Source organism: Streptomyces sp. HUAS CB01 (genome assembly GCF_030406905.1).
Lineage (GTDB): Bacteria > Actinomycetota > Actinomycetes > Streptomycetales > Streptomycetaceae > Streptomyces > Streptomyces chengbuensis.
The window spans coordinates 4681259-4695680 of the sequence record NZ_CP129137.1 but is presented as its reverse complement, the minus strand read 5'-3'; the positions used below and the strand labels follow the sequence as shown (position 1 = coordinate 4695680).

General features: G+C 72.5%; 16 protein-coding genes. 4 read left to right on the top strand and 12 right to left on the bottom strand.

Annotation, left to right across the window (positions count from 1 at the left end; genetic code table 11):
* Window positions 1–12: 12 nt before the first annotated feature.
* The 7 genes from QRN89_RS20930 to glmS form a co-directional block, all read right to left on the bottom strand.
* Window positions 13–225, bottom strand: a complete 213-nt coding sequence (locus QRN89_RS20930) for a hypothetical protein (protein ID WP_290350908.1) — start codon at window positions 223–225, stop codon at window positions 13–15.
* A 193-nt stretch (window positions 226–418) separates the two neighbouring features.
* Window positions 419–943 (bottom strand): tRNA (adenosine(37)-N6)-threonylcarbamoyltransferase complex ATPase subunit type 1 TsaE, encoded by a 525-nt coding sequence (gene tsaE / locus QRN89_RS20925; RefSeq protein WP_290350907.1) that lies wholly within the window; start codon window positions 941–943, stop codon window positions 419–421.
* Complete coding sequence (locus QRN89_RS20920; RefSeq protein WP_290350906.1) at window positions 915–2144, bottom strand: alpha/beta fold hydrolase; 1230 nt, start codon at window positions 2142–2144, stop codon at window positions 915–917. Before QRN89_RS20920 ends, tsaE begins: the two co-directional genes overlap by 29 nt.
* 24 nt (window positions 2145–2168) lie before the next feature.
* Window positions 2169–3353: an alanine racemase gene (gene alr, locus QRN89_RS20915; protein ID WP_290350905.1), complete on the bottom strand. Its 1185-nt coding sequence runs from the start codon at window positions 3351–3353 to the stop codon at window positions 2169–2171.
* A 91-nt stretch (window positions 3354–3444) separates the two neighbouring features.
* Entirely contained in the window at window positions 3445–4878 is a 1434-nt protein-coding gene (locus tag QRN89_RS20910; protein ID WP_290350904.1) for an NAD(P)H-hydrate dehydratase, read from the bottom strand.
* Between the two features lie 77 nt (window positions 4879–4955).
* Complete coding sequence (locus tag QRN89_RS20905; RefSeq protein ID WP_290350903.1) at window positions 4956–5324, bottom strand: holo-ACP synthase; 369 nt, start codon at window positions 5322–5324, stop codon at window positions 4956–4958.
* Entirely contained in the window at window positions 5321–7168 is a 1848-nt protein-coding gene (gene glmS / locus QRN89_RS20900; protein ID WP_290350902.1) for a glutamine--fructose-6-phosphate transaminase (isomerizing), read from the bottom strand. The genes QRN89_RS20905 and glmS overlap by 4 nt, the downstream gene beginning before the upstream one ends.
* Before the next feature lie 210 nt (window positions 7169–7378).
* On the opposite strand from glmS, the gene coaA reads away from it, so the two are divergent.
* Window positions 7379–8371 (top strand): type I pantothenate kinase, encoded by a 993-nt coding sequence (gene coaA / locus QRN89_RS20895; RefSeq protein WP_290350901.1) that lies wholly within the window; start codon window positions 7379–7381, stop codon window positions 8369–8371.
* A gap of 57 nt (window positions 8372–8428) precedes the next feature.
* Window positions 8429–9376, top strand: a complete 948-nt coding sequence (locus tag QRN89_RS20890) for a DUF389 domain-containing protein (protein WP_290350900.1) — start codon at window positions 8429–8431, stop codon at window positions 9374–9376.
* 3 nt (window positions 9377–9379) lie between these two features.
* Here QRN89_RS20890 and QRN89_RS20885 read toward each other — a convergent pair whose 3' ends face one another.
* Window positions 9380–9625 (bottom strand): GntR family transcriptional regulator, encoded by a 246-nt coding sequence (locus QRN89_RS20885; protein WP_290353796.1) that lies wholly within the window; start codon window positions 9623–9625, stop codon window positions 9380–9382.
* 175 nt (window positions 9626–9800) lie between these two features.
* On the opposite strand from QRN89_RS20885, the gene QRN89_RS20880 reads away from it, so the two are divergent.
* The gene (locus tag QRN89_RS20880; protein WP_290350899.1) at window positions 9801–10034 is read left to right on the top strand and encodes a hypothetical protein; all 234 of its coding nucleotides are present in this window, start codon (window positions 9801–9803) and stop codon (window positions 10032–10034) included.
* A complete protein-coding gene (locus QRN89_RS20875) occupies window positions 10031–10228 on the top strand; it encodes a hypothetical protein (RefSeq protein ID WP_290350898.1) in 198 nt (65 codons plus the stop codon). The genes QRN89_RS20880 and QRN89_RS20875 overlap by 4 nt, the downstream gene beginning before the upstream one ends.
* Window positions 10229–10307: 79 nt before the next feature.
* Here QRN89_RS20875 and QRN89_RS20870 read toward each other — a convergent pair whose 3' ends face one another.
* The 4 genes from QRN89_RS20870 to rplM all read right to left on the bottom strand — a co-directional run bounded on the left by QRN89_RS20870 (window position 10308) and on the right by rplM (window position 14359).
* A complete protein-coding gene (locus QRN89_RS20870) occupies window positions 10308–11714 on the bottom strand; it encodes an alpha/beta hydrolase family protein (RefSeq protein WP_290350897.1) in 1407 nt (468 codons plus the stop codon).
* An 85-nt stretch (window positions 11715–11799) separates the two neighbouring features.
* Window positions 11800–13158 carry a phosphoglucosamine mutase gene (gene glmM, locus QRN89_RS20865; protein WP_290350896.1) on the bottom strand — a complete coding sequence of 453 codons (1359 nt, stop codon included), beginning with the start codon at window positions 13156–13158 and terminating at the stop codon, window positions 11800–11802.
* 197 nt (window positions 13159–13355) lie between these two features.
* Window positions 13356–13874, bottom strand: a complete 519-nt coding sequence (gene rpsI, locus QRN89_RS20860) for a 30S ribosomal protein S9 (protein ID WP_290350895.1) — start codon at window positions 13872–13874, stop codon at window positions 13356–13358.
* Between the two features lie 41 nt (window positions 13875–13915).
* Window positions 13916–14359, bottom strand: a complete 444-nt coding sequence (gene rplM / locus QRN89_RS20855; RefSeq protein WP_017949632.1) for a 50S ribosomal protein L13 — start codon at window positions 14357–14359, stop codon at window positions 13916–13918.
* Window positions 14360–14422: the final 63 nt, after the last annotated feature.

Below are 14422 nucleotides of genomic sequence, written 5' to 3'. Positions count from 1 at the left end.
CACTCGAACGGACTACGCCGCGTCGCGGCGGGACTCCTGCTCTCCCCCGACCTCTGCGACCTCTGGGACCTCACCGGTCGGGACGGCCCCGCCCCGGTCGCGCGGCGGGGTGGACACCGCACTGGCCGCCGCGCACGACGCCAGCAGATCGCGCATGGAGAACGCCGGCGACGGGCGGGGCGACGGCTTCGGCCGCGACTGCGTTTCGTTCTCGGACGCCGGCATGGATGCCTCCTGGTGCTCCGGGGGGCAGGCGCGGTTAGGCAGACCTAACCACGTACTGTCCTCCATGTGACCATGCCCGCAGCGGCGGATGCAACACCTTGCCGACGTCTTGTCGGAACGTACACACGGGCGGATGCGGCGGCGTTCGGCCGGACTCCGGGCCTCCGGCAGCCCTCCCGGTCGCGGGGACGCCTCAGGCGGTGAGTCCCGCCAGTCCCGCGTCCGCCCAGCGCGGACCCACGCCGGTGAGCGTGACGCGGCGGCGGTCGTCGTCCGTGTTGCCCACGACCCGGTGGATGACCACGTGCAGCCGGTCCTCCGACAGCTCCTCGACCTTGCCGTCGCCCCATTCCACGACCACCACCGACTCCGGCAGCGACACGTCGAGGTCGAGGTCCTCCATCTCGTCCAGCCCGCCGCCCAGCCGGTAGGCGTCCACGTGGACCAGCGCGGGGCCGCCCACCAGGGACGGATGCACCCGGGCGATCACGAAGGTCGGGGAGGTGACGGCACCGCGCACGCCCAGGCCCTCGCCGAGCCCGCGCGTCAGGGTCGTCTTGCCGGCGCCGAGCTCGCCGGTGAGCAGCACGAGATCACCGGGGCGCAGCAGCTTCGCGAGCCGGCGGCCCAGCTCCTGCGTCTGCTCCGGCGAGGTGAGGGTGAGACGGACGGCGGACGGGTGAGCGGTCTCAGCCGCCGGGCTGTGCGGTGCTTCCATACGTGCCAACGTTAGCCGCTGCCGGGACCGCGCCGACCCGCACCAGCAGGTCCGCCAGCCGGTCGGTGACCACCTCGGGGTGCTCCAGCATCACCAGGTGCCCCGCGTCCGGCACGATGACCAGTTCCCCGTCCGGCAGCAGATCCGCGATCGCCTCACTGTGCGAGCTGGGGGTGACCAGGTCGCGGTCCCCGGCCAGCACCAGCACCGGGACCTCCCGGAAGACGTCCAGCGCCGCCGCCTTGTCGTGCTCGGCGAACGCCGGGTAGAACTCGGCGACCACGTCGATCGGCGTGCCCTCGATCATCCGCTCGGCGAACCTGGCCACCGCCGGGTCCACGTCCCTGGAGCTGAACGAGTAGCGCTTGATCAGTCCCGCGAAGAGGTCCGCCGTCGCCCTGCGGCCGCGCTCGACGAGCTCCGCCTGGGAGCCGAGCGCCTTGAGGACGCCCGGCAGCACCCGGCGCACCACGTTCACGCCCGCCACGGGCAGCCCGTAGTTCACCTCGCCGAGCCCGCCGGCCGAGGTGCCGACGAACGCCGCTCCCACGACCCGCTCCCGGATCAGCTCCGGGTACCCGGCGGCCAGCGCCATCAGCGTCATGCCGCCCATCGAATGGCCCACCAGCACCAACGGCCCCTCCGGGGCGGCCTCGTCGACGACCGCCTTCAGATCGCGGCCCAGCTGGTCGATGGAGACCGGCACCCCCTCGGGTCCGGTCTGGGCGGCGCCCCGGCCCGACCGGCCGTGGCTGCGCTGGTCCCAGTGGACCGTACGGACCAGCCCGCGCAGCGCGGCCCGCTGGAAGTGCCAGGAGTCCTGGTTGAGGCAGTAGCCGTGGCTGAAGACGACGGTCACGGGTGCGGGGGACTTGCGGCCGAACAGCCTGCGCCGACGCGGGGCGGCCCCGCCCGTCTCCGGGTCCACCTCGTCCGTCTCGAAGTACAGGGCCGTGCCGTCGTCGGCGACGGCCCGGCCCGGGGTGCCGCGCAGCGCCCCGTACGGCCCGGAGGCGTCGAGGGCGAGCCGGGCCTTCCGGCGCATGCCGCGGCCAACGGTCATCCGCTCTATCGCGACGCCCGCCGCCGCACCGGCGGCGATCACTCCTATGGCGGCGCCGGCGACACCCGCCCGGCGCCAGTTGCCCGTGGCGGCGTCGGTCACCGCCGCCGCCACGTCCCCCGCGCTGTTCTCGCTCACCGTGCCGCTCCTACTGGTGGTCGTCTAGTGGTCGTCCGGTCCCTCGCCGGGTGCCGAGCCGTCCTCCTCGTGGAGATGGACGCGCGGGACGCGCGCCCCGATCCGGGTCACGATCTCGTAGGCGATCGTGTCCGCCGCCTCCGCCCAGTCCTGGGCGGTCGGCTCGCCCCGGTCGCCGGGGCCGAACAGCACCGCCTCCGTGCCCTCCTCGACCGATTCCCCCTCGGGGCCGAGGTCGACGACGAACTGGTCCATCGCCACCCGGCCGGCCACCCGCCGCCACTCGCCGCCGACCAGGACCGGACCGCGGCCGGAGGCATGCCTCGGGATGCCGTCCGCGTACCCCACCGGCACCAGGCCAAGGGTGGTTTCGTCGCCGGTCACGTAGTGGTGCCCGTAACTGACGCCGTGTCCGGCGGGAACGCGCTTCACCAGCGCCAACGACGCCTTCAGCGTCATCACCGGGCGCAGCCCGAAGTCCGCGGGCGTGCCCAGCTCCGGGCTCGGCGAGATGCCGTACACCGCGATGCCCGTGCGCACCAGGTCGAAGTGGCTCTCCGGAAGAATCAGCGTGGCCGGGGAGTTGGCGATGTGCCGCACCTCCGGCTCGATGCCCTCCTTCTCGGCGTAGGCCACCAGGTCCCTGAAGACGGACAGCTGCGCGGGGACGGACGGGTGCCCGGGCTCGTCGGCGCAGGCGAAGTGCGACCACAGACCGGTGACCCTGACGGTGCCCGCCTCCTCGGCCGCGCGGGCCGCGGCGACCAGTTCGGCCCAGTCGGCGGGCTGGCAGCCGTTGCGCCCGAGGCCGGTGTCCGCCTTGAGCTGGACCCGCGCGGGGCGGCCCGCCTCCTCGGCCGCACGCGTCACCTCGCGCATCGCCCACATGCCGCTGACCGACACGTCCAGGTCCGCCTCCACCGCCTCGCGCCAGGGGCCCCCGGGCGTCCACAGCCAGCACAGCACCCGGCCGCCGATCCCGGCCGCCCGCAGTCCGAGCGCCTCCTCCGGCGTCGCGGTCCCCAGCCAGTCCGCGCCCGCGGCCAGGGCGGCCCTGGCGCAGGGCACCATCCCGTGTCCGTACGCGTCCGACTTGACGACGGCCATGAGGGCGGCACGGGGCGCCCGCGCACGCAGTGCGCGGACGTTGGCGCGCAGCGCGGCGAGGTCGATCTCGGCACGGGCCCGGAAAGGTGCGTTCTGAGTCATCGCGCTCAGTCTCTCAGAGGCCCGCAGCTCTGTTCGTACGGCAACGACCACGAGTGGTCCTGGTCACCCGCCTGCTGTGACCTGCGACACGTCAGGGGGTCCGCGTATCCCGCCAGGCCCGCGGGATCGCCCCCGCCACGTCCTGCGCGGTCACCGGGGCACCCTGCGAGGCGAGGCGCGCCGCCAGGCCGTGGAGATACGCGGCCGCGGACCCGGCGTCCAGCGGTTCGAGGCCGGCGGCGAGGAGCGAACCGGCGAGGCCCGACAGCACGTCGCCGCTGCCGGCGGTGGCGAGCCAGGAGGTGCCGGTGGGGTTCACCCGGACCGGACGGCGGGAGTCCGCGTCGGCCACGAGCGTCGTGGAACCCTTCAGCAGCACCGTGGCGCCGTACTTGGCGGCCAGTGCCCGTACGGAGCCGAGCCGGGCGGCCTCCACCTCGCCGCGGTCCACCCCGAGCAGCGCGGCCGCCTCGCCCGCGTGCGGAGTGAGCAGTGTCGGGGCGCTGCGGGCACGCACCGCCTCCGGGTCCAGGCTCCGCAGGCCGTCGGCGTCGACCAGGACCGGGACGTCGGACTCCAGCACCTCCGCCACCCCCGGTCCGTCGCCGAGGCCCGGTCCGACGACCCACGCCTGCACCCGGCCCGCGCGGGAGGGCGGCCAGCCGTGCACCAGCACCTCCGGGAACCGGGTGATCACGGCGTCCGCCCCCGGCCCGACGTACCGCACGGCCCCGGCGCCTCCGTGCACCGCGCCCGACACGGCGAGCACCGCGGCGCCCGGGTAGCGGGCCGATCCGGCCACGACGCCGACGACCCCGCGCCGGTACTTGTCGCTCTCCGCGGCGGGCACCGGCAACAGCCGGGCCACGTCCGCGTGTTGCAGTGCCTCCAGATCCGGTACGGACGGCAGCCGGGGGCCGAGACCGATGTCGACGAGCCGCACGGCCCCGGCGTATTCGTGCGCCGGGTCGATGAGCAGGCCCGGCTTGTACGTACCGAAGGTGACGGTGGCGTCGGCCCGCACCGCCTCGCCCTTCACCTCGCCCGTGTCGGCCTCGACGCCGCTCGGCAGATCGACGGCGACGACCGTCGCGCCGGATCCGCGCGCAGCCCGGGCGACCGGGACGGCGTCCGGGCGCAGACCGCCGTGGCCGCCGATGCCCGTGATGCCGTCCAGCACGACGTCGGCGACGGCGAGCGCGCCGAACGGGTCCTCGGCGACCCGGCCCCCGGCGGTCCGCAGCGCCGCGAGCCCGCCCTGGTGCGCGCGGTCCGGGGCGAGCAGCACCGCGCTCACCCCGGCGCCCCGGCGCGCCAGCCGCGCGCCGGCGTAGAGGGCGTCGCCGCCGTTGTCGCCGCTGCCGACGAGCAGGACGACGCGGGCGCCGGAGACGCGGGGCAGCAGGCCGGCGACCGCCGCGGCGAGCCCGGCGGCGGCCCGCTGCATGAGCGCACCCTCCGGCAGTTCGGCCATCAGTTCGGCCTCGGCGGCCCTTACGGTGTCGACGCAGTAGGCATGACGCATGCTCAGAAGCATGCCGTGCGGGCGTGCGCGGCGCTTGCGGAGCGCGACGTCTCGCGGCGCGGAAGGCGACGATCGCCCTACCCCTCCGCGATCACCATGGCCGACGCCACCCCCGCGTCATGGCTCAGCGAGATGTGCCACGACCGCACGCCCCGCTCCCGCGCCGCCGACGCCACCGTGCCGGTGACACGGAGGCGCGGCCGGCCGGAGTCCTCGACGTAGACCTCGCAGTCCGTCCAGAGCAGCCCGGCCGGCGCGCCCAGCGCCTTGGCGACCGCCTCCTTCGCGGCGAAGCGCGCCGCGAGGGAGGCGATTCCGCGCCGTTCGCCGCTCGGGAGGAGCAGCTCGCTCCGGAGGAAGAGACGGTCCGCCATCGCCGGCGTCCGGCGCAGCGCCTCCTCGAAGCGGTCGATCTCGGCGACGTCGATCCCCACCCCGATGATCATTCGACGGTGACCGACTTCGCCAGGTTGCGCGGCTGGTCCACCTCGTTGCCCCGGGCCGTGGCGAGTTCGCAGGCGAAGACCTGGAGGGGGACGGTCGCCACCATCGGCTGGAGCAGGGCGGGGGTCTGCGGGATGCGGATCAGGTGGTCGGCGTACGCCTCGACCGCCTCGTCGCCCTCCTCGGCGATGACGATGGTCCGCGCCCCGCGGGCCCGGATCTCCTGGATGTTGGACACGATCTTGTCGTGCAGTACGGAGCGGCTGCGCGGCGACGGGACGACGATGACCACGGGCAGATCGTTCTCGATCAGGGCGATCGGCCCGTGCTTGAGCTCCCCGGCCGCGAAGCCCTCGGCGTGCATGTAGGCGAGTTCCTTGAGCTTCAGTGCGCCCTCCAGGGCCACCGGGTAGCCGACGTGCCGGCCGAGGAAGAGCACGGTGTTCTTGCGGGCCAGCGAGCGGGCCAGCGCACGCACCGGTTCCATGGTCTCCAGGACCTGGTCCACCTGGGTGGCGATCTGCGAGAGGTCCCGGATGACGGCCCGGATCTCGTCGCCCCACTTGGTGCCGCGGACCTGCCCGAGGTACAGCGCCACCAGGTAGCAGGCCACCAGCTGGGTCAGGAACGCCTTGGTCGAGGCGACCGCGACCTCCGGGCCTGCGTGCGTGTAGAGCACGGCGTCCGACTCGCGGGGGATCGTGGAGCCGTTGGTGTTGCAGATGGCGAGGACCTTCGCGCCCTGCTCGCGGGCGTGGCGCAGTGCCATGAGCGTGTCCATGGTCTCGCCGGACTGCGAGATGGCGACGACGAGCGTCCGCTGGTCGAGGATCGGGTCGCGGTAGCGGAACTCGCTCGCCAGCTCCACCTCGCACGGGATCCGCGTCCAGTGCTCGATGGCGTACTTGGCGATCAGTCCGGCGTGGAACGCCGTACCGCACGCCACGATCACGACCTTGTGCGCCTCCCGCAGCACCGCGGCGGGGATCCGCACCTCGTCGAGCGTGAGTGAGCCCTCCGCGTCGATCCGCCCGAGGAGCGTGTCGGCGACGGCCTTCGGCTGCTCGGCGATCTCCTTGAGCATGAAGTAGTCGTAGCCGCCCTTCTCGGCGGCGGAGGCGTCCCAGTCCACGTGGTAGGAGCGCACTTCCGCGGGCGCCCCGTCGAAGTCGGTCACCGTGACGCCGTCGCGCCGGAGTTCGACCACCTGGTCCTGCCCCAGTTCGACGGCCGAGCGCGTGTGGGCGATGAACGCGGCGACGTCCGAGGCCAGGAACGCCTCGCCGTCGCCGACGCCGACGACGAGCGGAGAGTTGCGCCGCGCGCCGACGACGACGTCCGGCTCGTCGGCGTGGACGGCGACCAGCGTGAACGCGCCGTCCAGCCGCCGGCACACCAGCCGCATGGCCTCGGCGAGTTCACCGCACGACGAGAACTCCTCGGCGAGCAGATGGGCGACGACCTCCGTGTCCGTCTCGGAGGCCAGGTCGTGGCCGCGCTCGGCGAGTTCGGCCCGCAGCGCGGCGAAGTTCTCGATGATGCCGTTGTGGACGACGGCGACCCGGCCGGCGTTGTCCAGGTGCGGATGGGCGTTGGAGTCGGTGGGGCCGCCGTGGGTGGCCCAGCGCGTGTGCCCGATGCCCGTGGAGCCGCTCGGCAGCGGGCGGTCGGTGAGCTCCTTCTCCAGGTTGAGCAGCTTTCCGGCCTTCTTGGCCGCGGCCAGCCCTCCGTCGGAGAGCACGGCCACACCTGCCGAGTCGTAGCCTCGGTACTCGAGCCGCTTGAGCCCGGCGATGACCACATCGAGCGCGGACTGCGCTCCCACGTAACCCACGATTCCGCACATGGCGGCAGCCTACGACTCCGGCGGCCCGCCCGCCTCGGTCGCGGGCCGCGTGTGGGAGGAGACCGAGGCCATCGTGGCGGTAGGGGCGCTCGTGCAGGACGCCCCGGCGCCCGAACCGTGGCGCCCGCGTGATCGTCCGGAGCCGGGCCGCGGCCCCCGCGTGACCGAGCCCACCCCCCACGACCCGCCCTCAGCCCCGACAATGAGCATGTGATCACTTCGCCGCCACGAAGCCGCAGGGCCGACCGGACCGAGGCGTCCCCGTATGTCGACCTGACCCGCGAGGAGTGGAGCGCCCTCCGGGAGAGGACTCCGCTGCCGCTGACCGCCGCCGAGGTCGAGCAGCTCCGCGGCCTCGGAGACGTCATCGACCTCGACGAGGTACGGGACATCTATCTGCCCCTGTCGCGGCTGCTCAACCTGTACGTCGGGGCCACCGCCAACCTCCGCGGCGCCCTCAACACCTTCCTGGGCGAGGCGGGCAACGGCCACGGCACCCAGCGCGGGACCCCGTTCGTCATAGGCGTCGCGGGCTCCGTGGCCGTCGGCAAGTCGACGGTGGCCCGGCTGCTGCAGGCGCTGCTCGCCCGCTGGCCCGAGCACCCGCGCGTCGAGCTGGTCACCACCGACGGGTTCCTGTACCCGATGAAGGAACTCCAGGACCGGGGGCTGATGTCGCGGAAGGGGTTCCCCGAGTCGTACGACCGCCGCGCCCTGACCCGTTTCGTCGCCGACATCAAGGCCGGCAAGGACGAGGTGTCCGCGCCCGTCTACTCGCACCTCATCTACGACATCGTCCCGGGTGAGCGGCTGACCGTGCGCCGTCCCGACATCCTGATCGTCGAGGGCCTCAACGTCCTCCAGCCGGCCCTGCCCGGCAAGGACGGGCGTACCCGGGTCGGTCTGGCCGACTACTTCGACTTCTCCGTGTACGTGGACGCGCGGCCGGAGGACATCGAGCGCTGGTACCTCAACCGCTTCCGCAAGCTGCGCGAGACCGCGTTCCAGGACCCGTCCTCGTACTTCCGCAAGTACACCCAGGTCTCCGAGGACGAGGCGCTGGACTACGCGCGGACGATGTGGCGCACGATCAACGGCGTCAATCTGCAGGAGAACGTGGCTCCGACGCGCGGGCGTGCCACCCTGGTCCTGCGCAAGGGCCCCGACCACAAGGTCCAGCGGCTGTCCCTGCGCAAGCTCTGAGCCCGCCGCCTGCCGACCCGGCCGGACCGGCCGGACCAACGCCGAGGAGCCGTCCGCGTGCTGCACCTGCGTCTGATCGTCCCGCCCGACCGCACCGAGCGGGTCGTCGACACCATCGAGGAGACGGTCGGCACGACGCACCTCGTGGTGCTGGCCGGTGCCGCGCGCCATCCGTCCGGGGACCTGGTCATGTGCGATGTCGCCCGCGAGGCCGGCGACGAGCTGATCGGACACCTGCGGGACCTGGGCCTCGACCGTGACGGTTCGATCTCCGTGGAGACCATCGACCTGTCGCTGTCGAAACGCGCCGACGAGGCCGAGGAGGAGGCGCCGGGCGAGCCCGCGGACGCGGTCCTCTGGGAGCAGCTGACCGACGCGACCCACGAGGAGTCGACCCTCTCCGTCACCTATCTGGCGTTCCTGACGCTGGCCACGATGATCGCCGCGTGCGGTGTGGTCCTGGACAACGCGATCCTCATCGTGGGCGCGATGGCCGTCGGCCCGGAGTTCGGACCGCTCGCCGGCTTCAGCACGGCCGTGGTGCAGCGGCTTCCCCGCCTCGCCGTGCGCTCGCTGGTGGCGCTGGTGGTCGGGTTCGCCGTGGCCATGGCGGTGACGGTCGCCTTCAGCCTCTTCATGCACGGCGTCGGCCTGTTCACGTTCTCGATGCTGGAGGGGGACCGTCCGAACACGGCCTTCATCTACGCCCCGGACGCCTTCTCGTTCGTCGTCGCGGTCCTCGCCGGTGTCGCCGGCACCCTGTCGCTGACGTCCGCCAAGTCCGGTGCCCTCGTCGGCGTCGCGATCTCGGTGACGACGGTCCCGGCGGCCTCCAACGCCGCGGTGGCGCTCAGCTACGGCGACTACGGTCAGGCGTGGGGCTCCAGCCTTCAGCTGGTGGTGAACCTGGTCGGGATCATCATCGCGGGGACGCTGACGCTGTTCGTCCAGAAGTGGCTGTGGACGCGCCAGCGCCGGGCGATGCGGAAGCCGGCGGGAGCCTGAGCGTCAGTCGGACTCGTCGGCAGCGCCCTGGTCCGTGACGAACGAGCCCATGCCATGGGCCGTGGTGATCAGCCCCTCGTCCCGGAGGGCGGCGGTCGCCTTGCGGACCGTGATCCGGGCGACGCCGAACTCCTCCTCCATCTGCATCTCCGAGAGGCGATGGCGCGGCGCGTACTCGCCGGTGGCGATGCGCTCTCGGATCACGTCGGCGATCTGCACCCACTTGGGGCGGGTCGGGTCGTACTCCATCACGCCGGTGACCGTACACAGTCACGGCTGTCCGAACACAGATACCTACATCACATGTTCTCTATAGACATCTATGAACGTCCTGCCTAGCGTCTGTACAAGGCACCCCGGCGACGGATGCAGCCGTCCCGGGGCGTGGCCATCAACCGACAAGGGAACCAAAGGAGCCGATGACGTGACCGACCTTATCCCCCGCCTCGCCGCACGGCTGCGGAGTTGGCTGGACCGGCACTTCCCCCCGGGTGCGGGCCCCGAGCCCGCTCCCCCGCCCGCGCCGGTCGCGCGCCCGGCGCCGCCCCTCCCCGCACACCGCAGCCCCTACGGCCTCGACGGTCCGCTCGCCGGGGACGTGAGCGCGCTGGTACGGCCCTACCTCGGTGACACCCTCGCCCGCGAGGTGGCCGTATGAGCGGCGGCACCTCTCCGGACCGGTCGTCGCCCGTGCGCATGTGCGTGCGTTGCCAGCAGGTCACGGACGAGCCCGTGCTGGTGCACGAGGTCCACAGCGCGAGCGGCCCCGGCTGGAACGTCTACGCCTGCCGCGGCTGCGCCCCTCGATTCCCGCCGCCCGTCGACGTGTTCGACCTGCTGCGGGGCGACTGAACCGGGGCTGCCGAGCCCGGAACGACGAGGGGGCGGGCCAGGCCTCGTGCCGTGCCCGCCCCGGAGACTCCGGACGGAACTACCCCAGTGTTCCCTGCAGCCAGTCGAAGACGACCTCGCAGTGCAGCTGCGGCGCCATCGGGGAGCAGTGGAGCTGCGCTCCCTGGGCCGCGGTGAGCTTCACATAGTCCTTGGGCGCGGTCAGGGCGTCGAACATCTGCTGGGGCTGGCCGGGGTAGAACTGCTCGTCCTCGTAGTCGAGCACGAGCGTCGGCATCTTGATGCGCGGCACGACGTCCGTGATCTTCAGCGACTGGATCCGCTTGGCGGGCGTGTAGAAGTCGGTGAACATCTTGCCCTCGCGGGCCGCGAGCATCGCCGGGATCGAGAAGGGCTCGATGCGCTTCTTCATCGTCGCGGCTGCGTCCGGGGGCAGTTGGGGGACGACCTCCTTGTTCCAGATCTCGTTGGTCTCCTCCTTGGTCGGGGTGAGGATCTGCCGGATCTCCGCGGGGAAGCCCAGCCACGGATCCACACAGCCCGGCATCGCGACCAGCGCGGCGATACGGTCCTCGAAGGCCGCGGCCCGCGGCGCCAGATCGCCCGCCATGCTCAGCCCCGTGAGGCCGATCTTGGACGCGTCCACGTCGGAACGCTTCGACAGCCAGTCGACGAGGGGCCCGACGACCTTCTCCCAGGTCGGGGTGAAGACCACCTGGTCCACGAAGAGCAACTGGCCCTGGCCCGGGCCGTCGTAGACGAGGGCGTTCCAGCCGCGTTCCAGGGCGGCCGGGACGCCGTAGGTCCACATGTCGACGTTCTGTCCGTCGCTGCCGTTGGTGAGGATCACGGTCGGCCGGCGGGTGTTCGACGGGTCCGGCCGGAAGAACCAGACCGGCAGCGGGGTCTTGCCGTACGGGACGTTCGCCTTCACCGGCGCCGGGTCGCACAGATCGCAGAACTTGTCCCAGGCGCCGCGCCCCGCCTTGTACAGGTCCTCCTCGCTGCCCGGGTCGTCCGAGCCCAGCACGAAGAACAGCGCCTGGCCGTAGTACTGCGCGGCCCGTAGCGCGCGGAAGCGGGTGGTCTGGTCGTCGGGCTTGCTGCCCTCCGGCGGCTCCATCAGCTGGTCGCCGAGCTTGCGGAAGGTCTCGACGTACGTCTGCGAGGAGAGGCCCGCCTTGTTGATGGCGTTCACGGCGGTGAGGACTTCGCCCACCTCCGCGCTGCCGGCGCCGGACCCGCCGAGCGCCAGGAGACCGTTGAAGTTGAAGGCCGGGTCCTTGAACAGGGTCATCGCCCCGGGCGTCGGGTCGTCCGCCGGCGCCTGGGGCGACCGGGCCCCGCTCGGCGTGGGCGCGTTCGCGGGTTTCGCCCCCGGCGAGGTGCACCCGGCCAGGACGGCCGCCCCGGCCCCGCCGACGAGCCCGGCCAGTGCGGCGCGACGGCTGGGCCCGGACACGCGGTCAGCTGATCCGTACGTCATGCCAGCCGAACGTACGAGCCGCGCCTCCGGGCCCCGGGCCACGACACCCGCCGTTCCCCCGAACGGCGGGCCGGGGAGTCCCGCGTCAGCCGAGTGCGGACTTGACCGCGTCGGCCAGCCGGCCGGCCACCGAGCGGGCCTGCTCGATGTCCGCGGCCTCGACCATGACCCGGACCAGCGGTTCGGTGCCGGAGGGGCGCAGCAGCACCCGGCCGGTGGTGCCGAGCTCCCGCTCGGCGTCGGTGACCGCGGCGGCCAGCTCGGCCGACGACGAGACACGCGACTTGTCGACGTCCGGGACGTTGACCAGGACCTGCGGAAGGCGGTCCATGACACGGACCAGCTCGGCCAGGGAACGGCCGGTCGCGGCGACGCGGGCCGCCAGCATCAGTCCGGTGAGCGTGCCGTCGCCGGTGGTGGCGTGGTCGAGGACGATGACGTGGCCGGACTGCTCGCCGCCCAGGGCGTAGCCGTGCTCCTTCATCGACTCCAGCACGTAGCGGTCGCCGACGGCCGTCTGCACCAGCTCGACGCCCTCGCGCTCCATCGCCAGCTTGAAGCCCAGGTTCGACATCACGGTGGCGACGACGGTGTTGCCGCGCAGCGTGCCCGCCTCGCGCATGGCGAGCGCCAGCACCGCGAGGATCTGGTCGCCGTCGACCTCGTTGCCCTCGGCGTCCACGGCGAGGCAGCGGTCGGCGTCGCCGTCGTGGGCGATGCCGAAGTCGGCCCCGTGGTCGACGACGGCGGCCTTCAGCAGGCCGAGGTGGGTCGAACCGCAGTTGTCGTTGATGTTGAGGCCGTCCGGCTCGGCGCCGATCGTGACGACCTCGGCACCGGCCCGCGCGAACGCCTCGGGAGAGACCCGGGCCGCGGCGCCGTGCGCCTCGTCGAGAACGACCTTCAGCCCGTCCAGCCGGTTCGGCAGCACGCCGATGAGGTGGGCGACGTACTTGTCGAAGCCCTCGTCGTAGTCCCGGACGCGACCCACGCCGGCGCCGGTCGGGCGGTCCCACGGCGCACCCGTGCGGTGCTCCTCGTACACGGCCTCGATGCGGTCCTCCAGCTCGTCGGCGAGCTTGTGACCGCCGCGCGCGAAGAACTTGATGCCGTTGTCCGGCATGGCGTTGTGGCTCGCCGAGAGCATCACGCCGAGGTCGGCGCCGAGCACGCCGGTGAGGTACGCCACCGCCGGGGTGGGCAGCACACCGACCCGCAGGACGTCCACGCCCGCGCTCGCCAGGCCCGCCACCACGGCGGATTCCAGGAACTCCCCGGACGCGCGGGGATCACGCCCGACCACCGCCGTCGGCCGATGGCCCTCGAACGTGCCCGCCTCGGCGAGCACGTGCGCCGCCGCGACCGACAGACCGAGCGCCAGCTCCGCCGTCAGATCCGCGTTCGCGACACCGCGCACACCGTCCGTGCCGAAGAGTCGTCCCACTGGTGTCCTCCGATTGTGCTCCGAAAACGCAAGCCCCGTGGTGTACCTGCGCAAGGGTGCGGGGTCCCCCGTGCCGTTATACGCCGGGGGTACGGGGCCGTGTCACCCCGGGGGGTCGCCCCGGGGCCGATATACGGAACGCCCCGGCGGCACCGAGTGCCGCCGGGGCGAACGTAGCCGTACAGGCGAGCAGGCGATTAGCGCTTGCTGTACTGCGGGGCCTTGCGGGCCTTCTTCAGACCGGCCTTCTTCCGCTCGACCGCACGGTCGTCGCGGCGCAGGAAGCCGGCCTTCTTCAGCGCGCCGCGGTTGTTCTCCACGTCCGCCTCGTTCAGCGCGCGGGCCACGCCGAGGCGCAGGGCGCCGGCCTGGCCGGACACGCCGCCACCCGCGATGCGGGCGATGACGTCGTAGCGGTCGTCGAGCTCGAGCACCTTGAAGGGCTCGTTGACTTCCTGCTGGTGCACCTTGTTCGGGAAGTAGTCCTCGAGGGTGCGACCGTTGATCGTCCACTTGCCGGTGCCCGGCACGATGCGGACGCGGGCGATGGCGTTCTTGCGGCGGCCCAGGCCGGCGGCCGGCTGGGGCTCGCCGAAGCGGGACGCGAGCGACTCGCTCGTGTACTCGCCCTCGACGGGGGTCTCGGACTCGAAGGTGGTGACCTCGGCGTAGGTCTCTTCGCCCTCGAGCGGGGTCTCGGTGGTGGTCTCGGCCACGATGCTCCTCAGATTCTGTTCGTCTTAGGGGGTGGCCGGACTTACTGCGCGACCTGGGTGATCTCGAACGGGACCGGCTGCTGGGCAGCGTGCGGGTGGTTCTCGCCCGCGTAGACCTTCAGCTTCGAGAGCATCTGACGGCCCAGGGAGTTCTTGGGCAGCATGCCCTTGACGGCCTTCTCGACGGCCTTCTCGGGGTTCTTGTCGAGCAGCTCGTCGTAGCGGACGGAGCGCAGGCCACCCGGGTAGCCGGAGTGGCGGTACGCCATCTTCTGGGTCCGCTTGTTGCCGGACAGGTGCACCTTGTCGGCGTTGATGATGATGACGAAGTCACCAGCGTCGACGTGGGGCGCGTAGATCGGCTTGTGCTTGCCCCGCAGGAGGGTGGCAGCGGTGGTGGCCAGACGACCCAGGACGACGTCCTGGGCGTCGATGACGTGCCACTGGCGCGTCACATCGCCGGGCTTGGGGCTGTACGTACGCACGGTCGTAGCCTTCGCTTCTTCAGTGATGGGGATCCTCCGGCTCGTGAAAGCACAGAGGACGGG

What these genes read in the sequence shown, in the direction of transcription:
- QRN89_RS20910 (WP_290350904.1), bottom strand. Translation starts at nt 4,878, where the DNA reads ATGCGTCATGCCTACTGCGTCGACACCGTAAGGGCCGCCGAGGCCGAA.
- QRN89_RS20905 (WP_290350903.1), bottom strand. Translation starts at nt 5,324, where the DNA reads ATGATCATCGGGGTGGGGATCGACGTCGCCGAGATCGACCGCTTCGAG.
- alr (WP_290350905.1), bottom strand. Translation starts at nt 3,353, where the DNA reads ATGACTCAGAACGCACCTTTCCGGGCCCGTGCCGAGATCGACCTCGCC.
- tsaE (WP_290350907.1), bottom strand. Translation starts at nt 943, where the DNA reads ATGGAAGCACCGCACAGCCCGGCGGCTGAGACCGCTCACCCGTCCGCC.
- QRN89_RS20930 (WP_290350908.1), bottom strand. Translation starts at nt 225, where the DNA reads ATGCCGGCGTCCGAGAACGAAACGCAGTCGCGGCCGAAGCCGTCGCCC.
- QRN89_RS20885 (WP_290353796.1), bottom strand. Translation starts at nt 9,625, where the DNA reads ATGGAGTACGACCCGACCCGCCCCAAGTGGGTGCAGATCGCCGACGTG.
- glmS (WP_290350902.1), bottom strand. Translation starts at nt 7,168, where the DNA reads ATGTGCGGAATCGTGGGTTACGTGGGAGCGCAGTCCGCGCTCGATGTG.
- QRN89_RS20870 (WP_290350897.1), bottom strand. Translation starts at nt 11,714, where the DNA reads ATGACGTACGGATCAGCTGACCGCGTGTCCGGGCCCAGCCGTCGCGCC.
- QRN89_RS20875 (WP_290350898.1), top strand. Translation starts at nt 10,031, where the DNA reads ATGAGCGGCGGCACCTCTCCGGACCGGTCGTCGCCCGTGCGCATGTGC.